This window comes from Bifidobacterium sp. LH_558, assembly GCF_056356295.1.
In genome coordinates this window covers 103,872-126,183 of record NZ_JBKETZ010000007.1, presented here as the reverse complement: position 1 = coordinate 126,183, position 22,312 = coordinate 103,872, and the positions used below count along the sequence as shown (strand labels likewise).

Below are 22,312 nucleotides of genomic sequence, written 5' to 3'. Positions count from 1 at the left end.
TTCCGCGGAAAACCGGGAGCCTTCTCGTTGCGGTGGCTAAATCGTTGTTTTCCAGCATCGCTTATTTCTTCTATACAAGAAGAAATCTCCATTTCAGCACCGAATTTCTTCTATACAAGAAGAATGTATCGAAATACGCTACAATTTCTTGTATGGAAGAAATTCTGATTGACAGGCCTTTGTATATCGACCGCATCGAACCGTTCATGGAAGCCGATGTGGTCAAGGTCTTGGTGGGGCTGCGCCGTAGCGGCAAGTCGGATTTGCTTAAGCTGATCCAACGCCGTTTGGTCGCACGCGGGTGTGAAGAACGGCAATTTATCACCATGAATTTCGAAGACTACGCGTTGTCGCAATACAACGATCCCGATGTGCTGTATCCGTATCTTCTTGAGCGAATCAACGCCGTCGAGGGGCGGCCATACGTGTTCCTCGACGAGATCCAGGAGGTTCGGTCTTTTGAGAAGGTCGTCAACTCGTTGAGAGCCGCCACCAAGGCGGACGTGTATATCACCGGATCGAATTCGAAACTGATGTCCGGGGAATTGGCCACATATCTCGGCGGTCGCTATGTGCAGTTCGAAGTATATCCGTTTGGATATGCGGAATACCGCGAGGCCCGTAAACAAGCGGGGGTCGAGGGCTCGTTTGCGGATTATCTGTTGTCGGGAGGGATGCCGTTCCTCACCACGCAGCAATGGGACGAGCAGAGCCGACGCACCTATCTGACCGACATCTACCGTTCCGTGGTGCTTAAAGACATCGTGCAGAGGCATGGCATCCGCGACGTGACGTTGCTGGAGCGGGTGGTGAACTATGTGATGGCCAATGTCGGCAACATCATATCGGCCAATTCCATCGCGGCGTACCTGAAAAACGAGCGTATGGAAATCGGCGTGCAGACGGTGATCAACTATTTGGAATACTGCGTTGATTCGTTTTTGCTGGAACGTATGAACCGCGTCGGTGTGGTGGGGAAGAAGCTGTTGAAAACGCAGCAGAAATACTATGTCGCCGACCAAGGCTTGCGCAATGCGATCGTGAACGACGGCATGACCAATATTCAAGGTCTGCTGGAGAACGTGGTGGCCTTGGAGGCGCGTCGCCGCGGATACGACGTATCCGTGGGCGTGGGAGATGACGCCGAGGTCGACTTCGTGCTCGATAAGGGAGCGGAGCGTCGCTATATCCAAGTGACGTATCTTATGGCCCAAGAACGGACCGTGGAACGCGAGTTCGGCGCGTTCCGGGGAATCGAGGACAACTATCCCAAAACCGTAGTGTCGATGGATCCGGTGCTTCGTCCGCGCGACGGCATCGAACATAGAAGTGTGGAGGAATTCCTTCTGGCTGAGGATTGGTAGAACGTGTTGCGGCGAGGGGAGCGCGACACGTCTCGAACCGGTTTGAATGTCGCTTGTGAGGCGAGTTACACTATCCCTCAGATCGCATACGTCGACGTATGCGCCGCACCACACCGCATACAACAAAGGAGTTATCGCATGCAGCCGTCCGCCACCGCAGTCGCAACCGCCGACGAGACCTTCCGCGCCCGACTCGCCCGCCATCACGACGAGCTTGAGCAGCTGTTCATGGAACTGTACGACGACCCCACCGCCCTCGACGACCTCGAAACCATGATGGCGACCACCTACGCCGCCCGCCCGGCCGACCTCAAAGCGCTGGACGAAGCCCGCGAAGCCGACCCCGAATGGTACAAGCGTGGCGACATGTTCGGCATGACCCTCTACACCGACCTCTTCGCCGGAGACCTGAAAAAACTCGCCGACAAAATCGACTATCTCGAAGAGCAGAAACTCACCTACCTGCACTTGATGCCGCTGCTGCAGATGCCCCATCCCGCCAACGACGGCGGCTACGCGGTGGAGGACTTCAACAACGTCGACCCCACGCTCGGCACCAATGAGGACCTTGCCAACCTCACCGCGAAGCTGCGCAAAGCCGGCATCAGCCTGTGTCTTGACTTCGTGATGAACCACACCGCTTCATCCCACCGCTGGGCGGAAGCCGCGCAGAACGGCGATCCGGAATACCAGGACTACTACTTCTGCTACGACGACCGCACCATCCCCGACCAGTACGACGCGGTCGTCCCGCAAGTCTTCCCCAACTCCGCGCCCGGCAACTTCACGTGGAACGAACGCATGAACAAGTGGGTGATGACCCAGTTCTACCCCTTCCAGTGGGACCTCAACTACCGCAACCCCAAGGTGCTCGTCGCCATGCTCGCCAGCGCGCTGAACCTCGCCAACCTCGGCGTGGAGGTGCTGCGCATCGACGCCGTGCCCTACATCTGGAAGCAGCTCGGCACCAACAGCCGCAACCTACCGCAGGTGCACACCATCGTGCGCATGCTGCGCATCGCACTCGAATGCGTCTGCCCGGCCGTGGTGCTCAAAGGCGAGGTGGTGATGGCGCCCAAGGAGCTCGCCGCCTACTTCGGCACCCCCGAACACCCCGAATGCCACATGCTCTACAACGTCTCCATCATGGTGAACCTGTGGAGCGCGCTCGCCAACGGCGACACCCGCCTGCTCAAAACGCAGGTCGACAAACTCAACGCCCTGCCCGAAAACTGCTGGTTCGTCAACTATCTGCGCTGCCACGACGACATCGGCTGGGGCTTGGACGAACCCGAAGAGGAACGCCTCGGCATCGACCCGCTCAAGCACAAGAAATTCCTCTACCACTTCTACGAAGGCGCGGTGCCCGGCAGCTGGGCCATGGGCGAACTGTACAACTACGACGAAGCCAGCGGCGACGCGCGCAGCTGCGGCACCACGGCCAGCCTGTGCGGCATCGAGCGCGCTCTAATCACGCACGACAAGCCCGCGCTCGACGTGGCCGTGAACCGCGACCTGCTCATGCACAAGGCGATGGCGTTCCTGCGTGGCTTCCCGATGCTCAGCTGCGGCGACGAAATCGCCCAGCTCAACGGATGGGACTACAAGGAGGACCCCGACCGCATCGAAGACAGCCGCAATCTGCACCGCACCGCGTTCGACTGGGAGAAAGCCGCGTTGCGCTCGCAGCCCGGAACCTTGCAGAACCGGTTGTGGGAGGGTATGGCCGACCTGCGTGCGATGCGCGGCGATCCCTGCTTCGCGGCCGACGCGTGGGTGACCACATGGGACGCGCATAACGATTCCGTGCTGGCCGTGGTGCGCAAGACGGACTCCGGCACGCTGCTGGGCCTGTTCAACTTCTCGAACGCGCCCCAGACCGCGTGGCTCGACAGCGCCGCCGGTGTGGTGCTGCAGCCCAGCGCCGACCTGGCACCTTACGAGGCGCTGATTCTGCGCCAGTAAGTGGGGCGGCGGTTTCCGCCCGCTCTGCGACCTGAGGCCATACTTCCGTAAAAACCATCGCTGACTCAACGTCAGCGGCAGAATTTACGGAAGTATGGCCTCAGGTCGCGTAAAAACTGTCGCTGAGCTAATGTCGGCGATTGTTTTTACGGAAGTGTGCGTTTCCTGCCGCTATCCGGCGGCTAGGTCGAGGCACGGGTCTGGCAGTTTTTATGGAAGTGTGCGTTTCCTGCCGCTATGCTTAGTCGCATGACGTCAAATTGCATGGGACTTGGGTACGACGTGGTGGATGTCACGGCGTTGGACGAGCAGCTGTCCGAACCCGGCACCCGCATGCTCAAGCTGTTTTCCGCGCGCGAGATGCATCAGGCGTTGCGTCTTGCGTCGGTCAAAGGCGATGGCGCGACCGTGCATCTCGCCGCCAAGTGGGCAGGCAAGGAGGCGGTGCTCAAAGCGTGGGAGGAGGCGCTGGGGGAGCGGCCCAGCCCATACACGCTCGATAATTTTCCGTGGAAGAGCATCGAAATCCTCGATGATCAGCGCGGCCGCCCCCGTGTGGTGTTGGATGAGGACGTGGAGGAGACGCTGCGCGCGTCATTGGCATGGGGCAGCGGTGAGCCCGACTGGCTGATCTCCCTAAGCCACGACGGCCTCATCGCCGGTGCTGTGGTGATTCTGATACAAAAGCCTATTTCTATGTGAATTTCTCGCCAAGTCACTTGGCATCATAGCGGCGGCCGGTGTTTGGCCGTATCGCAAAGTGCGGTGGAATAAAAATCCAATGATTTGACAAAGTGGGCGGCGCGCTATATTCTACCTATTACCTACAGGGTTGTAGGTAATAGGTAGTAGTTAACTACCTATGCCGACAATGCACACCTCGCTGATGAGGCGAGAAAGGAAATGGTATGCAAGAAACAAAGGCGTATGAGGTTGCGGTCAAGGCTGTTCGTGCAGGCGCTGACCCGCAAGAAGAAGCTGTCAAGTTGTACGAGTCTTTGACCGATGACGAACGTCTTGGGTTGCTCGATGGCGACGAAGAGTTCTGGAAAGGCCAAAGCGAGATGATGATTGAGGGGTATAACACCAAGCCGATTCATCATGGCACGGTCGACCGCGTTGGTATTCCGGGATATCGTTTTACGGATGGTCCTCGTGGTGTCGTGGTCGGACATTCCACGGCTTTCCCCGTGTCGATGGCTCGTGGCGCCACATTCGATACCGAACTGGAGGAGAGGATCGGCGAAGCCATCGGCGAGGAAGCTCGAGCTCAAGGCGCCAATTTCTTCGCGGGCGTATGTATCAATCTGCTGCGCCATCCTGCATGGGGTCGTGCGCAGGAAACCTACTCCGACGATCCTGTGGTTCTGGGAGAGATGGGGGCGGCTCTGACCCGTGGCGTGCGTAACCACGTTATGGCGTGCGTGAAGCACTATGCATTGAACTCCATGGAGAACGCTCGCTTCACCGTCGATGTGAGCTGCGATGAGCGCACACTTCATGAAGTGTATCTGCCTCATTTCAAGCGCGTCATCGATGAAGGTGTTGACGCGGTCATGACTTCATACAATTCCGTAAACGGCGAATGGGCGGGGCAGAATCCGCAGCTTCTGGACGATATTTTGCGCCAGGAATGGGGATTTACGGGCGTCACTGTGTCGGATTTCGGATTTGGAATTCGTGACGCGGCGAAGTCGTTGGTCGCCGGTCTGGATATTGAGGAACCATTCCGTCAGCAACGAGCGGAACATCTGCCCGGCGAATTGGCGGATGGCAAAGCAAGCTGGGAGGACGTGAAGCGATCCGGCGTGCGCGCGATCGCAACGCAGCTTCGTTTCGACGCGGGCCTTACTCAACCCGCTCCGGAGAATGGCGTGGTGGCGTCGCCGGAGCATGTGGCGCTTGCACGTGAGGCTTCCGCCCGTTCTATGGTGCTTCTCAATAACGAAGTGCCTGCTGGCGATCAGGATGCGCTGCTGCCGCTGAATCCCGACTCCGTCAACTCCATCGCGGTGATTGGCCGTCTCGCGGATATGCCCAATACGGGTGACCATGGATCCTCCAATGTGCGCGCGCCCCACGTCGTCACCCCTTATGCGGGTATCAGCGCGGCGGTGCCGGAAGCTCGCGTCATCTCGGAATTCGCGGATGACCCGGAAGCTGCGGCCAAGGCTGCCAAAGAAGCGGATGTCGCCGTTGTGGTGGTGGGATATACCTATCGAGACGAAGGCGAATACTGCGACGCCTCTTCTCTCTCCGAACTGTCATACATGTATCCGCCTGCTCCTGAAGGCGTGAGCATCGAAAAGCTGACGGCGGCTGGCGGTGACTCTCTGGCATACGGCGGCGACCGCGCAAGTCTGCGACTCCGCCCCGTCGACGTGGACATCATCAAAGCCGTCTCCCAGGCCAATCCTCGTACGGTTGTCGCAATTATCGCTGCGGGAGCGGTACTTACCGAAGACTGGCGAGAAGACGTTCCGGCCATCCTGCTGTCGTGGTACTCAGGCATGGAGGGCGGGCACGCGCTCGCCGATGTGCTGTTCGGCAAGGCTGAGCCGACTGGACGTTTGCCGTTCGCCATTCCCACCAAGGAAGAGCATTTGCCGTATTTCGATAGCGGTGCTACGGAAATCACGTATGACCGTTATCACGGGCAGCGTCTGCTGGATAAACTCGGCGTTGGAGCCGCTTACCCGTTCGGGTATGGCCTCGGCTATACGACATACCGTATGAGCGGGATGGAGGCGACTCGCGAGGGGTTGATGTCCGCCGGCGTGGATATTGACGTCTCGAACACATCCGATCGTGACGGACATTGTGTGGTGCAGATCTATGGTGTGAGTGCCGACTCTGAACATGTTGAGGACCGTATTCGTGCCGGCGAGCGTCATCTGGTTGGTTTCGCCAGTGTCCAAGTGCCTCGGAACCAGACGGTGCGGGCCCATGTGAATGTGGATCTTACGCCTTTGAGCGTTTGGGACACGAAAAGCAAGCATTTCATTGCTCCCCCTGTAGTGACATTGATGGCTGCTTCCTATGCGGGAGCTGATGACGTCGTGACTGCGACGGTGTGATGTAGGAGATTGTTCGCGGGCTCTTCGCCGCTGTGTTCGGAGAGCCCCCTGGTTCGTTGTGATGCGGGCGAGCTCCGCAGGCTCTTTTCTTTGGGTCGCTCGCCCGTCCACGTGCGTACATGGCGCAGCAGCATTCCATGTGATTCCATTCAATGAGGAAAGGTTTTTATTATGAGCGAAGTAAATGAATCATCGTCACAGCAGTCGCTGAATAACGATTCTTCGCAGAAACCCAAGATGTCCATTCGTCTCGCGGTCGCGTTGATCGTGGCAGGTATATTGTGGATGACCCCGTATATCGGTTCAGTCGCTGTGGTCATGCCTGCGCTGTTTGATCAGATAGCGCCTGATCAAAAAGTGGCGTTGGTCGCTTCGATGTCTATTACTGGATCGATCGTCGCGTTGATCGCGAATATTCTCTTTGGTGCGTTCTCTGACTTGACGAGATCTCGCTTTGGAGCTCGAGCGCCATGGCTGATTCTGGGATCGGTGGTGACCGCAGTTATGCTGTTCGCCATCACCAAAACGGCCAATGTCGGCCTTATCTTATTCATGTGGTGCGTGTTCCAGTTCTTCCTGAACGCAATCGTGGCCCCGCTGGTGGCGGTTATTCCTGATCGAGCTCCCGAATCGCTGCGTGGCACATATTCCGCCGTGTACGGCGTCGGTAGCATGGTGGGCAGTGGTCTGGCTTCCATCGTCGCGTCGCGCTTCATCTCAAACCCGCAGCTTGGACTTGTGGTGTTCGCCGTGACCATTGCTTTGTGCGGCCCACTGTTTGTGATTCTTGCGCCGGACAAGTCCAACAAGGATAAGCCGCGTGCGCCCTTCTCCTTCGACGTGATTAAAACGAATTTCTCGTTCCCCACGAAGCATTGCCGTGATTTTTATCTTGCGCTGGTAGGCAAGCTGATTTTTGTGCTCGCCTTCTATGCGATTACGGGATATCAGCTGTATATTGTGCAGGACTACATTGGGCTGGACGCCACTTCGGCCGGTAATCTCATTGCGGGCATGGCTACGGCGCAGCTGGTGTTTGGTCTGATTTTCAGCGCCATCGCCGGCCCGATCTCAGACAAGGTTGGACGTCGAAAGATCTTCGTTGTCGGATGCTGTCTGGTGTCGGCTGTGGTGTTCCTTGTTCCCGCGTTCTGGGTGGCGCCGGCTGCGATGATGCTAATGGCGGTGGTGAATTCAGGCGCGATTATGGGAGCTTACATGTCCGTCGATCAGGCGTTGAACTACGACGTGCTGCCTAACCCCAACACCGCAGCGAAAGATCTCGGCCTGCTGAATATGGCGAACACCGGCGGGCAGATTTTCGGCCCGATGGTCACGTCGTTTGTGGTCATGTCGTTCGGAGGATATCGTCCGGTGTTCTTCGTGTCCGCTGTGCTCTTGGTGATTTCCGCGGCGACGATTCAGCTCATCCGCAATTCGAAGTAGCCGGCAGTCCACAGATCAATGGGAATTTTGCGCGGATACCATTGAAGCGATTGTGGGGGTGGCGGCAACCAACCGTCGCCATTCCCGCGCGAAATCCATAGATTGCGGATCCCGAAGCCATTGCAGCTGCAGCCCGTCCATCATGGACAGCAGCAGGCGCGCAACGGCTTCGGGATTTTCCGTCTCATGCCGAGCGAATGATGTGAATACACGCAAGGTTTTCTCCTCCCGTGCCTTCAGTAACGCATATGCCGGATGCTCCGAATCGAGGGCTTCCGCGTTAAGGATGCAATACAACCGGACTTTTTCGGGATTCCTGGCGTTATAGTCGACGATTGCGTTGCACATGGTCAGCAGTGGGAAGGGGACGTTTTGCTCCTCCAGATCGGCCGCTGTGATTCCCAAGGCTGAGGACACCTCATTGATGGAGTCTTGGTCTTCCTGCTCCAGAATCATCATAAGCAGACCGGTTTTTGACTGCACGTGGTGCACCAGCCCGGCGACGGTAAGATCACATTCATCCGCCACATCCTGTAGTGACGTGCCCCAGTACCCACGTTCCGCAATCAGCTGTGTGGCAACGTCAATAATCTGTTTGCGCCGTTCATTGACGTCCATGCGTTCGCGACCGCGACGTCTGACCATGGGAAATTCCTCCATCGTATGATTAATCTCCTCCCATCGTAGTGGGACATCGTCCAATAGGGTCATTATTGGCGAGTGGTAGTCGGGTTTCGGGAAGTATTGGTTTCGATTCTTAGAGTGATTGGGCACGATCCGAACGACAAAGGTTCTGCCGACGAATCGCCGCTCGAGCGGATGGCGAGCTAGGCATCCAGACGGTGAGACACCGCCGCAAATCTCGTAAAATTTGGCGGCATCGACTAGTGTGTCAACCATGATGACAATGTTGAAGGCAACGACGCCCCGCATGCCCCGAACCGAACATGTGGCCGACCGCATGGTGGCGGTGGCGCAGACGGAATCAACGAACGCGTTGGCGCGGAATCTCATCGACGACGGCACGTTCGACCTGACAGGCGATGGGCACGGTGGAAACGACGAACATAACGGGCGCAGCGGAGTACCGGTGGCCGTGGTGGCCGCCGATATGCAAACCGCCGGGCGGGGTCGGCTTAACCACACTTGGGTGAGCCGCCCGGGAGAATCCTTCACCGTCTCCTTTGCCACCGTCGTGCCGCGCGCAATCGCCACGGACGAATCGGTGAACGGCTGGCTGCAGATGATCGCCGGTCTGGCCGTGCTCGACGGTCTGGATAAGGCGATCAGCCAATCCGGCGCGCGGCCGAACCAATCCGACTGCTCCCGCATGCTCAAATGGCCGAACGACATCTTCGTGCACGGACTCAAGTTGGGCGGCGTCCTCGCCGAGCTGGTGCCGTTGCCGGGCGCGACTGCGCATGTTAAGCCGAATGACGTGGATGGCGGCGAACTCGTCGCGATCATCTTCGGGATCGGGCTCAATCTCAACCTTTCGGCATCCAACCTGCCCACACCGCAATCCACCTCGCTGCAGCTGCATGTGGCGGGTCTGCCCGATGGGGCGACGATGCGGGATATGGTCGCCGCGGGCATCGTTTCGTCGCTCAAACGCCGCATCACCATGTTCGTCGACGATCCGCAGGGCCAAAGCGCCGAACTGCACGACGAGGCCGTCTCGAAATGCTGGACGCTGGACCGCAGGGTCGAGGCGCATTTCGTCGACGGCGGCATGATGGAGGGCGAGGCGGTCGCGCTGAATGCCGACGCGTCGCTCACCGTACGCACCGATGACGGCGCGGAACATGTGGTGCGCACCGCGGACGTAGGCGTGCTGCCCCAGTGACGTCCCGGTGGTCGTGCTGCTCAATCGTGCTGATGCATGTTGATTCGTCAAACCGTTGCACGCTGGCGGCGCTGCCACGCCCCGTGGTTGCAGCCGACACGCGTCTGGACGATATGCGGGCGCGTCGGTTGCGCGGCGTCCGGACTTATGTATAATAGCCAAGTCGCCAAAAGCGACACCTTGCGGATGTAGCTCAATGGTAGAGCCTCAGTCTTCCAAACTGATTACGCGGGTTCGATTCCCGTCATCCGCTCCACTTCTTTTCGTTGAAATTTCAACGTTTTCAAGGGTTTTTGAGGGCCTCAAAAACCCTTCCGTGGACACACCGTGGCCACATTTTTTCCATGTGAACCAAAATGCGAAGAGCCGCCAAGCCATCGGAATCAGTGTCAGGGACGCAACCGCTCCGGCGCTCGCGGACGAGCGGCCGGGGCGGCCTCGTATTGACTTCGCTGATTGCGTGTTAATCGGCTGTCGCCTTGCATATGAACGTCGCCTTCCCCCGCCCCTCCGATAGGCTTTCCCCATCGCATAACGCCTGGAGGGCGCGAACGACCGCATCCTCGCCGCAGAACGGACTGTCTCCTTCGACTCTGACGATGTTCCCGATAGTTCCTAGCATCACCAGTTCCGTGTGCCATCCCTGGTCCGTCTCGACGCATTCTTCGTAAAGGGCTTGGATGGCCTGTTCCTCGACTCCATACATGGATTCCAGCAGCTTGCGATCCGAATAAGAGAACATGAGATCTCCTTGCATTCTTGCGGGGTCACTGCTTGGCGCAGGCGCCGCAGCTGGACGGTCTTTCATTGAAGCTTAGCTCCAATGACTAAACAAAACCACCCCGGTCCTCGCGGACGAGCGTCCCCGGGTCCTTTTGCGGCAAAAAGAACAATAGAAGAAGGTATTGTTTGTTGTTCAGGGGCTCTCATGTTCCGAAGGACAATGGGGCTCCTCGTACGCTTCCTACGAGGGGGCGACGATGGGATGCGATTGGGGCGGCGCGACTCATCCTGTGGGGCGATTGATTTTCCCGATGGGCGGGGTATCGTAGTCACAGCACAACGAACGGAATACGCGGCAAGGGGTTTCCATGGTGGACGGCATGCACGAGACCACGAATGCGAACACGGCGGCATCGGCTACCGAAACGACGGCCGACGCCATAAACAACACCGCCACGACAACCGCCGGAGCGAAGCCCATCACGGCGAAGGTCGGCGCGTCCTCGATTCCCGAATCCGACCTGTCCCTGGCGGACATCGGCCGCCGCAGCTCGCATCCCGCGCGCTGGGCGGCCTACATTCTGACGGTGCTGGTCGCCATCATCGGCCCCTACTGGCTGGGCCGCACGCTCGCCGTGAACAACACCGCCTGGCTGGTGGCGCATCTGAGCGGCATCGACCCGCGCGGCATCGCCCTGGTGAGCTGGGCCGTCACCGTGGTGACCTTCGTGGGATTGGCGATGGCGGTGGTCGTCTCGCCCTCCTGGCCATGGCTGATCGTGTTCGTGGTGGGACTCGCATGCGAGCAGTTCGTGGCAGGCCTATGCATTCTCAAAACCAACTTCTGGTATTCCACCTACGTGGTCTACGGCGAGCACGCGAATATCGCGAACGCCGCCAATCTGGGCATCCTCGCCGCCGGAGTGGGGGTGGCCGTATTCGCGGTCCTATGGGTGGGCCTGCTGGTGGTGATCAAGAAGGATTCGCCGTTCAACGTGCTCACGCGCAGCTGGTCGTCGTTCATCCTCTTCTTCGTGCTGGAATTCGCGGCGTTGCTGATCGTGCTGTTCGGCGGCCTGCTCAACACGGTGTGATTGCGGTGTGAGCGCGATGCAGGCCGCGCCGCACCATCCACTCCAAGTCCCGCCCCCCGCGTATAGTCTCCCTTTGGCGTAATTTCGCCCGCGGACAGAGAGCGCTGCGAGCACCGTGCTCGGAGCACCGCGCAACGACCATAAGGAGGATGCCGTGGCACTGACGGCTGAGGAAAAGAACGAAATCATCACCAAGTACGCGACGCACGAAGGCGACACCGGCTCCCCGGAGGTCCAGGTCGCGCTGCTGTCCAAGCGAATCTCCGACCTGACCGAGCACCTGAAGGAGCACAAGCACGACCACCACTCCCGTCGTGGCATGCAGCTCATGATCGGTTCCCGCCGTCGTCTGCTCGACTACCTCAAGAAGAACGACATCGAGCGTTACCGTGCGCTCATCGAGAAGCTGGGTCTGCGCCGCTAGTAATCTTCCGCCCGAGTGCCGCGTTTGGCGCTCGGGCGTTTTACATAACTGAATCCACAACTGAAGATGACGGGACTGTGCCGGCTGTGCCGGGCGTCCCGTGAACGCACGTCAGGTGCGTGTCGCATGTGATCCGAATGAAGACAGGACGATGGCTCTGCGAGCATGAGGCGAGGGGCCGATGCCACTCGCGAGAGGAACGGCCAGAACGACGGCCGGCAGGGATCAGACAGAGGGTTTGACAGAGGAACAACGGCCAAGGGGCCGCGCAAGACATGTGACGTCCGCTGAAGAGGACATCGATAGCAAGGAATAAGAAAACAGAAGGAGGAACCCTATGGAGGGTCCCGAAATCAAGGCCGTTGAGGCCGTAATCGACAATGGATCGTTCGGCAAGCGCACGCTGCGCTTCGAAACCGGCCGTCTCGCCCAGCAGGCCGACGGCGCCGTCGCCGCCTATCTCGACGATGATTCCATGGTGCTGAGCACCACCACCGCCGGCTCCAGCCCGAAGGAGAACTACGACTTCTTCCCGCTGACCGTCGACGTGGAAGAGAAGATGTACGCCGCCGGCAAGATCCCCGGCTCGTTCTTCCGTCGCGAGGGCCGCCCCTCGTCCGAGGCCATCCTGGCCTGCCGTATCATCGACCGCCCGTTGCGCCCGCTGTTCCCGCACACGCTGCGCAACGAGGTGCAGGTCGTGGAGACCATCCTCGCCGTGAATCCCGAGGATGCCTATGATGTGATCGCCCTGAACGCCGCCTCCGCCTCCACTATGATCTCCGGTCTGCCGTTCGCGGGCCCGGTCTCCGGTGTGCGACTGGCGCTGATCGACGGCCAGTGGGTCGCCTTCCCGCGTTGGAGCGAGCGCGATCGCGCCGTGTTCGAGATCGTGGTCGCCGGCCGCGTGATCGAGAACGGTGACGTCGCCATCGCCATGATCGAAGCCGGCGCTGGCAAGAACGCCTGGCAGCTCATCTACGAAGAGGGCCAGATCAAGCCGGACGAGGAAGTCGTCGCCGGTGGTCTGGAAGCCGCCAAGCCGTTCATCAAGGTGATCTGCGAGGCTCAGGCCGAACTCAAGGCCATCGCCGCCAAGGAAACCAAGGAGTTCCCGCTCTTCCCGGAGTACACCGACGCGCTGTACGCCCGCATCGACGAGATCGCCCACGCCGACCTCGACTCCGCCCTGACCATCGCCGAGAAGCTGCCGCGTCAGGACCGCATCGCCGAGATCAAGGCGACCGTGAAGGAAACCCTCGCCGCCGAGTTCGAAGATATGGACGAGGCCGAGAAGGACAAGCAGATCGGCAACGCGTTCAAGGAACTGCAGCGTCAGATCGTCCGCCGCCGCATCCTCACCGAGGACTACCGCATCGACGGCCGTGGCCTGCGCGACATCCGCACCCTGTCGGCCGAGGTCGACATCGTGCCGCGCGTGCACGGCTCCGCTCTGTTCCAGCGCGGCGAAACCCAGATCCTGGGCGTCTCCACGCTGAACATGCTCAAGATGGAGCAGCAGATCGACGCGCTCTCCGGCCCGCAGTCCAAGCGCTACATGCACAACTACGAGATGCCGCCGTACTCCACCGGTGAGACCGGCCGCGTCGGTTCCCCGAAGCGTCGCGAGATCGGCCACGGCGCTCTCGCCGAGAAGGCCATCCTGCCGGTGCTGCCGGGCCGCGAGGAATTCCCCTACGCGATCCGCCAGGTCTCCGAGGCCCTCGGCTCCAACGGCTCCACCTCGATGGGCTCCGTGTGCGCCTCCACCCTGTCCCTTCTCGCCGCCGGCGTGCCTCTGAAGGCTCCGGTCGCGGGCATCGCCATGGGCCTGGTGTCCGGCGATGTGGACGGCCAGCACATCTTCAAGACCCTGACCGACATCCTGGGTGCCGAAGACGCGTTCGGCGATATGGACTTCAAGGTGGCCGGCACCTCCGAGTTCATCACCGCTCTGCAGCTCGACACCAAGCTCGACGGCATCCCCGCCGACATCCTGGCCGCCGCCCTGCAGCAGGCCAAGGAAGCGCGCACCACGATCCTCGAGGTCATCAACGAGTGCATCGACGGCCCGTCCGAGATGAGCGAGTACGCTCCGCGCATCATCACCACCACCGTCCCGGTGGATAAGATCGGTGAGATCATCGGCCCCAAGGGCAAGATGATCAACCAGATCCAGGAAGACACCGGCGCTGAAATCGCAATCGAGGACGACGGCACCGTCTACATCTCCTCCGAAGGTGGCGAGGCCGCCGAGAAGGCCAAGGAGATCATCGACCAGATCGCCAACCCGCACGTGCCGGAAGCCGGCGAAACCTACAACGGCAAGGTCGTCAAGACCACGTCGTTCGGCGCGTTCGTGAACCTCACCCCGGGCACTGACGGTCTGCTGCACATCTCGCAGATCCGAAACCTCGCCAACGGTGAGCGCATTGACGCCGTCGAGGACGTGCTCAAGGAAGGCGATACCGTTGAAGTGATCGTGCAGGGCGTCGACGAGCGCGGCAAGATCTCGCTCGCCATCCCCGGCTTCGAGGATCAGGAATCCGGTGCCGGCCGTGGCGGCCGCGACCGCGGTGACCGTGGTGGCCGTGATGACCGCCGTGGTGGCCGTCGCGAGCGTTCCGACCGCGACTACGACGATCGTCCGCGTCGCCGTCGTTCCGATGACCGCGATGACGACTTCGAGGATCGTCCGCGCCGCCGCCGCGCCGAGCGCGACTACGATGAGGCCGACCGCGATTTCGACGATCGTCCGCGTCGCCGTCGTTCCGACGATCGTGAGGATGATTTTGAGGATCGTCCGCGCCGCCGTCGCTCCGCCGACCGTGACGATCACGCCGATCGCCGCTCCTCCGGCCGTGGCCGTGGTTCCGACCGCAACCCGCGCTACGCCACCGACGACAACTACGACGACTACCGTTCTGAGCGCGAAGAGCGTTCCGAGCGTCCGCGTCGCCGCGTCCGTCGCGACTTCGACCCCTTCGAGGACTGATTGATCGCCGATTGATGTGATGAGAACCCGCCCCTGTGGCGGGTTTTCTCGTATATAGGGGCCTCTCGTATATAACGCCCTATGCTGTAACGACGTACGTCATAACGATCTATGCCTACAGCGCTTTAACCACTCGGCTTCCTAATGACTATTGGTCAATGAATGCCCAATAGTCAATGCCCCAATGCTGTGATGGCTGCTCATCGTGGACGTTTCGCCAGCAAGTGGCATATCATCCACGCTGGCAAGAGTAACCATCGGAAAGGAACAACGGATTTAGTGCTCCGCTCTCCATGTGTCGCCTCCCGCCCCTGCCCTCTATACCCATCTTCCGTCTTCCAGCGCTTTGATATCCGATGCATTCCCATATCCCCGTGTCCCCGTAATCCCGTAACCCCTTCAAGGTTATCCACAGTGCCAGCCCAGTCATAGCAACGAATACTGTTATCGACACGCCGTACGAAGACGGCCGGCGTGCACGCGATATTTCGATTCCGATTCAACGAAGTGCTGAACAAGTCGGCGTTTCTGGCCAAAGCGTTCGAGCATGGAGTGCCGCGCGCCGGCAACGCTCTCACCGCTGCCGGATGATTGGGCGCTGCTGTTGTGGCAAGACGATTACGGCTGAACATGATGGAATGTGCGCCGACTCGTACCTACGTGCTGGGAGAATGGGCACGAGGATCGAACTAACGAAGGAGTGTTCATGAACGCAGGAATTATTGTGGTAGTCGTTGTGGTGGCCGTCGTCTTGATTGTGCTGATTTGGGCCATGTCGGCCTATAACAATCTGGTTTCGCTGAAAAACCGCGTGAAGAACGGCTGGGCGCAGATCGACGTGCAGCTCAAGCAGCGCGCCGACCTGATTCCGAATCTTGTGGAGGCGGTGAAGGGCTATGCCGCCCACGAGTCGAGTGTGTTCACCGAAGTCACGCAGGCCCGTGCCAACGCAGTGGCCGCAGCGAACAATCCGAACGCCAGCACCGCTGAGCGCGCGCAGGCCGAGAACCAGCTCTCCCGCGCTTTGGTCAACCTGCAAGCCACGGCCGAAGCGTATCCGGCGCTGCAGGCCAACCAGAACTTCCTCGACCTGCAGGCGCAGTTGAAGGCGCTCGAAGAGAAGATCGCCTATGCCCGTCAGTTCTACAACGACGTGGTGCTCAAGCTGAACACCGCCATCGAGACGGTGCCGAGCAACATCATCGCTGGGATGTTCCACTTCGAGCAGGCGCAGTATTTCGAGGCCGACGAGGCCGCGCGTCAGGTGCCGCAGGTCAAATTCTGACGGTTGGTGACGGCAGTATGCGCGTCGGTTGTCGAAGCGGACGAACAGAGATGTTTCGACTGCGCTGCGCTCCGCTCAACATGACGGGTTGTTCGTTGCTCGATGGATGTGACATGGCGTCGCCCGACGGGTGGTGCTATGCGTCACCCAACCGAGTAGGACCTGGCCCAATCGGGTGGGGCTGACCCAGTCGATTAACCCAGCCGAGTGGGCTAGTCCAGTCGATTAGGCCTAACCCAATCGGTGCAGCCTGAGTGCGGAATCGGACCACCCAAGATAGAGGGAATGAGGGGACATGAGGAAAAAGCAGATATGGGCAGGAATCGGCGCGGCTGTGGTCGCGGTGATCGTCGCGATGCTGTCCGTGCTGTTCGTCATCGCGGATACGGACGGCGCGGACCTGAGCTACCGCACGCTCGATCTGGAGGCCGCCGTGCAGGCCAATGGCGACCTGACCGTCACACAGCATATCGATGTGAAACTGCGCGACCGGTCGGATGACGGCGACGACCGCCCCTGGAAGCAGCTCTACCAGCAGTACACGCTGAATTCCAGCAAGCTCACCGACATCTCCGATATTTCGGTCACCAACGTCACCACGGGGGAGACCTACACGCAGATCGCGCCGCAGACGCCGAGCGCCATCAGCGACGCTGACTGGAACAGGGAATACGCGAACCACTGGTATATCGCGGACGTATCCCACGGCGCAAGCAATCCGCAAGTCTACGAGCCGGGCACGGACGGACTGGTCGTGTCCGGCGGCGATTCCACCGCCTCGGTCAGCGCCAAAATCATCGAAATCGGCTGGAATATCCCCGCCACCGTCGAAGCGAACAGTCTGCGATTCGACGTGACCATGACCCTCCACGACGTCTCCACCGCGTGGGATGACATCGTCAACCTGCAATGGGAGCCGTTCGGCAAAAAGAATCAAGTGCCGATCGGCACCGTCACCGGCGTGGTGCATTTCCCCGAGGGTGTCGGCACGGACACGTCATGGGCGTGGCTGCACACGGAACGCACCAGCGAAACCAGCCGAGCCGCCAACGGCGACCTGCAATTCACCGCCTACGACGTGAAGGCCGGCGACTATCTCGATGTGGTCATCGCCTACGACCGGGATGCGGCCGATTCCTCCGCCGTCGCGCGCACGGGGAAGGGCGAGCGTCTGGACGCGCTCCAAGCCGACGAAACCCGGCAGGAACAGCAGTGGCGCGAACAGCAGCGAGCCCACGCCATCTGGATGGTCGTTTTCTGGACGGCAAGCATCGTCATCGGAGTGCTGTTGTGCGTGATCGGCCTGTTCGGCGTGCGCAAATCCGTCAAAGTCGCGCAATACCGCGGCGGAATCGAATACTGGCGCGACCCGCCCGGCATGAGCCCCGCCAGCGCGGCCACGCTGATCGATGTGGTCGATTCCTCCGCCGGCGATCGCGACTCGCGCGTGATGACCTCCACTGTGCTCGCCCTCGCCGTGAAGAAGGCCATCGCCATCTATCCGGGGCCTGCGAATATATACGCGGGCATCGATATGAGCCAGGCGAATCCGGTTGGCTTGGCAGGTCTGATCGGCTCCGATGCGAATCGCCTCGCCGCCGTGAAGCAGACCAGCACCATGGTGATTCTGCCGGCCGCATTGAACGATGAAACGCGGGATGCGATGGAGCTGAGCCAGTCCGAAAGCGCCTGCCTCGATCTGTTCATCACAATCTCGAAGCGCGTGGGCAGTCCGGTGTTCGACCTGCAGCAGATGACGAAAGCCTGCAAGAAGTGGAAGAAGGGCTACGAATCGTTAGGGGCGTTCACCACGGCCTGTGGCAACGAATACGCGCTGCTGGGCGCCACGCGCAACACCGGCGGACAGGCGGCGGTGTGCGGAATCCTGGGGGCGATTCTCGGATTCGTCATGTTGGGGTTCAATATCAGCAACGGCAACCTTGCCATGGCGCTGACCTCCGGAATTCCGGTGTTGGCAGTGTCGCTGTTCTGTCTATTCGGTGCCTCTTATACGGGCCTGACCGATTCCGGTCAGGAGCATGCCGGCCGATGCCTCGGACTGAAACGCTATATGCAGGATTTCTCCGACTTCTCCGACCGCGGTGCCGCCGACATCGCCCTGTGGGATTGGTATATGGTGTACGCCGCCGCGTTCGGCATCTCCGAGCGGGTGGGCAAGGAACTCGCCAAGGCCTATCCGCAGGTGACTGATCCCGCATGGTTGGACTCCAACGCTTCCGGCTCGCTGCTGTACTGGTCGTATCGTCCCTACGGATGGTATGGCCATAGCGTCGGCGCGGCCGCCGGGGCGGCGATGAACGGTGGTCTGGATGGCCCCGCCTTCGCGTTCGGCGGCGATTCCTTCGCGGCTGGATTCGGCGACATCGGCGCGCAGCTTAACGCCGGATTCGCCGAAGTGAGGTCCACCATCCAAGCCGCGGCGCCCTCGTCTTCCGGCGGTTCCGGCGGATCGTTCTCCGGCGGCGGCTTCGGCGGCTCCTCCGGAGGCTCGGGCGGAGGTTCCTTCGGAGGCCGATAGCGAGTTTGGTGTGCGCGAATGAGCGAATCGCGCGGAGTGTGATGTTAAGAATGGCGGAATTCCGCCATTCTTAAAACTAGCTTTCGTGTCTCTGCCATATCCGGACACACCAAACTCGAAAAGCGGTCCTCTACGCGTATCGTGGAGGGCGGAAACACCTGTTCATAGCGAGAAAAGTTGCGAAGAAATAAGGAGCGCACATGCTGTTTCGTGATCTCGGGCCATTCCACACCACCGCCATCGGCCATGGCGAAATGCCGTTGACCATCGAGAACAATCGCGGACACGCGGTCGGTCTGGAAACGCTGCACGCCTCGCTTGACGCGGGCTGCCGCCATATCGACACCGCTTGGGCCTATTACACGCCCGGCGAGGAGGAGCAGACCGGCGAGAAGCTCACCCGCGAGGCGCTGGAATCCTGGAACGGCCCGCGCGATGAGGTCACGGTGGCCACCAAGGTGGGCCTGCGCCGCGCTTGGGAAGGCGACAAGCCGGTGTGGCCGCGCGACGGCAAGCCCGAACATCTTATCGAATACGGCAAGCAGTCCGCGATGGCGCTCGGCGTTGACGCCATCGACCTGCTGTATCTGCATCGTCATGACCCCGAAGTGCCGTACAACGAATCCGTCGAAGGCATCAAGGCCCTGCTCGACCAAGGCGTGGCCAAGTGGGCGGGCGTCTCCAACGTCACCATCGAGCAGCTCGACATCGCGCGCGGGATTCTGGGCGACAAGCTCGTGGCCGTGCAGAACCAGTATTCGCCGATCCATCTGGAGACGCAGGACACGCTCGACTACTGCGCCGAACTCGGTCTGGCGTTCGTGTGCTGGAGCCCGCTCGGCGGCTACCGCCACCCGTACGACGAAAGCACATTCGACCCGTTCCGCGAGGTCGCGGCCGTGCGTGGCGTGAGCTACCAGCAGGTCGTGCTCGCATGGGAGCTCGCCAAGGGCGATCATATGTTCGTGATTCCCGGCGCGCACCGCCCCGAAACGATCCTCGACTCCCTTAAAGCCTCCGATCTGGAACTGACCGCCGAGGAGCTCGCCAAACTCGGCTGATTGCGGTTTCTCCGTCGCTCGGATGGCGGGGGAGGCGTGCTAAGGTGGCGGCATGTTCACCAGTGCAGCGTCGGCGCAGATGTTCCGCATCAATCGGGAGCTTGACTACAACGCGGTTATCGACTGCGACCACCATGAGTCATGGGGCTCGTCGTCCCTGTATCCCGCCATCGTGAGAATCCATACCGAGATGCCTGCGCAGGATGTGCCGCTGCATTGGCATCTGGGCGCCGAGCTCGTGTATGTGAGGCACGGCAGGGTGCGGTTGTTCATCGATGGAGCCGAAACCACCATCGTCGACGGGCAGGCGTGTCTGGTCAGTCCGCGCGCGTTGCATGCGATTTATCCCGAACCGGACGAGGACGGGCAGTTCGTGTTGTCGATCTCCTTTGATGGTGAATTTCTTTCGAGACTCAGTCCCGGTCTATCGAACCGTCGGCTGCTGCAGGCAGTGCCCTTCGCCGCTGAGGAGGTCCGTAATCATGAGGCGGGGGAGAAAGGTCTCGAGCGACCTTCTGTGGTGGGGAATCCCACTTTGATATCCCTTTGCGAGAATGTCATCGCATGCGTCGATGATGCCGATCCGGAGTTGAAGTTAATCAAGCTGAACGAATTGCTGTATGCCATGATGTTGCATATCTCCACCGAATGTCGGGAATGCGACTGCGGTGATGCGGAGTCGATGGCGAAAGCCCGGTCAGCAGCTGAGATCCGTGCGGTGGTCGAATATATGGAACGTCACTTCCACAGTGGCGTGACCATCGGTCAGCTGGCGGAACGGTTCGGCTATTCGCGCGAATACTTCTCCCGATTGTTCAAAAAGCACGCCGGCGTGACTCCGGAACAATATCTGATGGAGATTCGCCTGCAATCGGCGGTGGATGATCTGTTGAACGGAACCGATACCAATACGGATATCGCCAGCAATAACGGATTCGCCAACGCCAAGGCCTTCTCCCGGGCGTTCGCCAACAGATTTTCGGTGACGCCTTCGGCATTCAGAAAAATGCATCGCGAAGGATGAGTCACAAAATCGACCTTCATGGTCACATTTGAGGAAAACGGCGCTTTTGTGAGCTCTTAAACTGAGAGCAGATGTTGGAAACCACCGAAAGACGGGTGGGGCGGTGAGAATAACGCCGCCGTGAGCGTCAACATCGAGAAAGCAAAGGAGCTGATTATGAGCGAAACCATGACCACAAACGTTGGTTCGGCCATGGCGCATGACGACCCCATGGCGAAGCTTCCCCAATCTGGTGGCAAGCGTGTGATGCTGAAGGCCGCCATCCTCTCGCTGGCGCTGCTGCTGCAAAGCATCTCCGTCACCGCGGCGGTGGTCTCGAGCCTCAAGCAGGACTTTCCCAACGCGTCGGTGATGGAACTGCAGGGATTCGTGACGGTGCCGGTGCTGGGTAACATCATCGCCACGCTGGTCGGCGGCCGCATCGCCCCGATCGTCGGCAAGAAGAACCTGTGCATCATCGGTACGCTGCTGTGCTTCGTCGGCGGATTCCTGCCGATGTTCGTGCCGATTCTGAACGGACAAACCGGTCTTCGCGTGCTGGCCGGCTTCGGTCTTGGCCTGATCCAGCCGCTGTCCGCCTCGCTGATCGTGGACTGCTTCAAGGGCAAGGAAGCTGACACGCTGATGGGCTTCCAGTCCTCCGCCGTTGGCCTGGGCGCCACGATCATCTCCTCGTGCATCGCAGGCGTGATGACCTTCGACTGGCACTACTTCTACTTCGTCTACTGCCTCGCCCTGGTGGTGATGGTCGTCGTGATGCTGTTCATTCCGAACGCCGTCAACGAAATCGGCCGCGAACGCAAGAGCGAAGACAACGCGCCGAAGAAGCGCACCAAGATGCCGCTGTCCGCCTACTTCGGCATGATCCTGCAGATCGTGTTCGCCACCGGCTACGGCTTCTACAGCATCAACCTGTCGCTCGCCGCCGAGGAGACCGGCATCATCACCGCCACCGAAGCCGCCACCGTGATCACCGTCGTGTCGATGTCCTCGCTGATCGGCGGACTCTTCTTCGGTCTGGTCAAGCGTTTCGTGGGCATGTGGATCGGCCTGCTGGCCTTGGGCATGAACGCCGCCGCGCTGCTGATCTGGGCGAACACCTCCTCGATGGCGCTGTGGTGCGTGGCCGGCGTGCTGCTCGGTGTGGGCTTCTGCTGGTTCATGCCCTACGTGAACATCCTGGTCAATGAACAGACCGACCCGTCCATCTCCGCCCAGGCCACCTCCTACGCCTTCTTCGGCAACTCGGTCGGCTCGTTCATCCCGTCCTATGTGTTCGCCGCGCTGGGTGCGCTCACCGGCATGACCAGCACGTGGAAGTCGCTGAACATGGGCGCCGCGTTCCTGGTGGTGTGCATGGTGATGGTGCTCGTGCTGATGCTGTCCACGAAGACGAAGGCAAACCGCGCCGCCGCCCAGGCCGCCTGAATCCGCGGCCGCTCGACATGACACTGGTTATGGAAAGGATA

At 60.2% G+C, this 22,312-nt stretch carries 16 protein-coding genes and 1 tRNA gene; 15 read left to right on the top strand and 2 right to left on the bottom strand.

Annotation, left to right across the window (positions count from 1 at the left end; all coding sequences use genetic code 11):
- Nucleotides 1-32: 32 nt before the first annotated feature.
- The 5 genes from AC1AV0_RS09800 (at nt 33) to AC1AV0_RS09780 (ending at nt 7,852) form a co-directional block, all read left to right on the top strand.
- The gene (locus AC1AV0_RS09800; protein WP_476573520.1) at nt 33-1,364 is read left to right on the top strand and encodes an ATP-binding protein; all 1,332 of its coding nucleotides are present in this window, start codon (nt 33-35) and stop codon (nt 1,362-1,364) included.
- A gap of 138 nt (nt 1,365-1,502) precedes the next feature.
- A complete protein-coding gene (locus AC1AV0_RS09795; protein WP_476573518.1) occupies nt 1,503-3,329 on the top strand; it encodes an alpha-amylase family protein in 1,827 nt (608 codons plus the stop codon).
- A gap of 264 nt (nt 3,330-3,593) precedes the next feature.
- Complete coding sequence (locus AC1AV0_RS09790) at nt 3,594-4,031, top strand: holo-ACP synthase (RefSeq protein WP_476573516.1); 438 nt, start codon at nt 3,594-3,596, stop codon at nt 4,029-4,031.
- A gap of 206 nt (nt 4,032-4,237) precedes the next feature.
- A complete protein-coding gene (locus AC1AV0_RS09785; protein WP_476573514.1) occupies nt 4,238-6,406 on the top strand; it encodes a glycoside hydrolase family 3 protein in 2,169 nt (722 codons plus the stop codon).
- Between the two features lie 171 nt (nt 6,407-6,577).
- A complete protein-coding gene (locus AC1AV0_RS09780) occupies nt 6,578-7,852 on the top strand; it encodes an MFS transporter (protein ID WP_476573512.1) in 1,275 nt (424 codons plus the stop codon).
- A 15-nt stretch (nt 7,853-7,867) separates the two neighbouring features.
- Here the strand turns inward: AC1AV0_RS09780 and AC1AV0_RS09775 are convergent, their stop codons facing one another.
- Entirely contained in the window at nt 7,868-8,497 is a 630-nt protein-coding gene (locus AC1AV0_RS09775) for a TetR/AcrR family transcriptional regulator (RefSeq protein ID WP_476573510.1), read from the bottom strand.
- Between the two features lie 253 nt (nt 8,498-8,750).
- Between AC1AV0_RS09775 and AC1AV0_RS09770 the strand changes: the two genes are divergently transcribed.
- Nucleotides 8,751-9,698: a biotin--[acetyl-CoA-carboxylase] ligase gene (locus AC1AV0_RS09770; protein WP_476573508.1), complete on the top strand. Its 948-nt coding sequence runs from the start codon at nt 8,751-8,753 to the stop codon at nt 9,696-9,698.
- A 182-nt stretch (nt 9,699-9,880) separates the two neighbouring features.
- Nucleotides 9,881-9,954 (top strand) — tRNA-Gly (locus AC1AV0_RS09765).
- Nucleotides 9,955-10,161: 207 nt separating this feature from the next.
- On the opposite strand, the gene AC1AV0_RS09760 is transcribed toward AC1AV0_RS09765, so the two are convergent.
- Nucleotides 10,162-10,440: a hypothetical protein gene (locus AC1AV0_RS09760; protein ID WP_476573506.1), complete on the bottom strand. Its 279-nt coding sequence runs from the start codon at nt 10,438-10,440 to the stop codon at nt 10,162-10,164.
- Nucleotides 10,441-10,789: 349 nt separating this feature from the next.
- Here AC1AV0_RS09760 and AC1AV0_RS09755 point away from each other — a divergent pair, with 349 nt between their 5' ends.
- The 8 genes from AC1AV0_RS09755 to AC1AV0_RS09720 all read left to right on the top strand — a co-directional run bounded on the left by AC1AV0_RS09755 (nt 10,790) and on the right by AC1AV0_RS09720 (nt 22,271).
- On the top strand, nt 10,790-11,515 hold the full coding sequence (locus AC1AV0_RS09755) for a hypothetical protein (protein ID WP_476573504.1): 726 nt from the start codon (nt 10,790-10,792) through the stop codon (nt 11,513-11,515).
- 154 nt (nt 11,516-11,669) lie between these two features.
- Nucleotides 11,670-11,939, top strand: a complete 270-nt coding sequence (gene rpsO, locus AC1AV0_RS09750; RefSeq protein ID WP_072723388.1) for a 30S ribosomal protein S15 — start codon at nt 11,670-11,672, stop codon at nt 11,937-11,939.
- A gap of 337 nt (nt 11,940-12,276) precedes the next feature.
- Nucleotides 12,277-14,934, top strand: a complete 2,658-nt coding sequence (locus AC1AV0_RS09745; protein WP_476573501.1) for a polyribonucleotide nucleotidyltransferase — start codon at nt 12,277-12,279, stop codon at nt 14,932-14,934.
- Nucleotides 14,935-15,640: 706 nt separating this feature from the next.
- Complete coding sequence (locus AC1AV0_RS09740) at nt 15,641-16,219, top strand: LemA family protein (RefSeq protein ID WP_476573499.1); 579 nt, start codon at nt 15,641-15,643, stop codon at nt 16,217-16,219.
- A 295-nt stretch (nt 16,220-16,514) separates the two neighbouring features.
- A complete protein-coding gene (locus AC1AV0_RS09735) occupies nt 16,515-18,758 on the top strand; it encodes a DUF2207 domain-containing protein (RefSeq protein WP_476573497.1) in 2,244 nt (747 codons plus the stop codon).
- 200 nt (nt 18,759-18,958) lie between these two features.
- On the top strand, nt 18,959-19,819 hold the full coding sequence (locus AC1AV0_RS09730; protein ID WP_476573495.1) for an aldo/keto reductase: 861 nt from the start codon (nt 18,959-18,961) through the stop codon (nt 19,817-19,819).
- 79 nt (nt 19,820-19,898) lie between these two features.
- The gene (locus AC1AV0_RS09725; RefSeq protein ID WP_476573493.1) at nt 19,899-20,843 is read left to right on the top strand and encodes an AraC family transcriptional regulator; all 945 of its coding nucleotides are present in this window, start codon (nt 19,899-19,901) and stop codon (nt 20,841-20,843) included.
- 156 nt (nt 20,844-20,999) lie between these two features.
- Nucleotides 21,000-22,271, top strand: a complete 1,272-nt coding sequence (locus tag AC1AV0_RS09720; RefSeq protein WP_476573491.1) for an MFS transporter — start codon at nt 21,000-21,002, stop codon at nt 22,269-22,271.
- Nucleotides 22,272-22,312 lie beyond the last annotated feature (41 nt).

Coding starts and splice junctions, on each gene's coding strand:
- AC1AV0_RS09795 (WP_476573518.1), top strand. CDS start 1,503: ATGCAGCCGTCCGCCACCGCAGTCGCAACCGCCGACGAGACCTTCCGC.
- AC1AV0_RS09790 (WP_476573516.1), top strand. CDS start 3,594: ATGGGACTTGGGTACGACGTGGTGGATGTCACGGCGTTGGACGAGCAG.
- AC1AV0_RS09785 (WP_476573514.1), top strand. CDS start 4,238: ATGCAAGAAACAAAGGCGTATGAGGTTGCGGTCAAGGCTGTTCGTGCA.
- AC1AV0_RS09780 (WP_476573512.1), top strand. CDS start 6,578: ATGAGCGAAGTAAATGAATCATCGTCACAGCAGTCGCTGAATAACGAT.
- AC1AV0_RS09775 (WP_476573510.1), bottom strand. CDS start 8,497: ATGGTCAGACGTCGCGGTCGCGAACGCATGGACGTCAATGAACGGCGC.
- AC1AV0_RS09770 (WP_476573508.1), top strand. CDS start 8,751: ATGATGACAATGTTGAAGGCAACGACGCCCCGCATGCCCCGAACCGAA.
- AC1AV0_RS09760 (WP_476573506.1), bottom strand. CDS start 10,440: ATGTTCTCTTATTCGGATCGCAAGCTGCTGGAATCCATGTATGGAGTC.
- AC1AV0_RS09755 (WP_476573504.1), top strand. CDS start 10,790: ATGGTGGACGGCATGCACGAGACCACGAATGCGAACACGGCGGCATCG.
- AC1AV0_RS09745 (WP_476573501.1), top strand. CDS start 12,277: ATGGAGGGTCCCGAAATCAAGGCCGTTGAGGCCGTAATCGACAATGGA.
- AC1AV0_RS09740 (WP_476573499.1), top strand. CDS start 15,641: ATGAACGCAGGAATTATTGTGGTAGTCGTTGTGGTGGCCGTCGTCTTG.
- AC1AV0_RS09735 (WP_476573497.1), top strand. CDS start 16,515: ATGAGGAAAAAGCAGATATGGGCAGGAATCGGCGCGGCTGTGGTCGCG.
- AC1AV0_RS09730 (WP_476573495.1), top strand. CDS start 18,959: ATGCTGTTTCGTGATCTCGGGCCATTCCACACCACCGCCATCGGCCAT.
- AC1AV0_RS09725 (WP_476573493.1), top strand. CDS start 19,899: ATGTTCCGCATCAATCGGGAGCTTGACTACAACGCGGTTATCGACTGC.
- AC1AV0_RS09720 (WP_476573491.1), top strand. CDS start 21,000: ATGAGCGAAACCATGACCACAAACGTTGGTTCGGCCATGGCGCATGAC.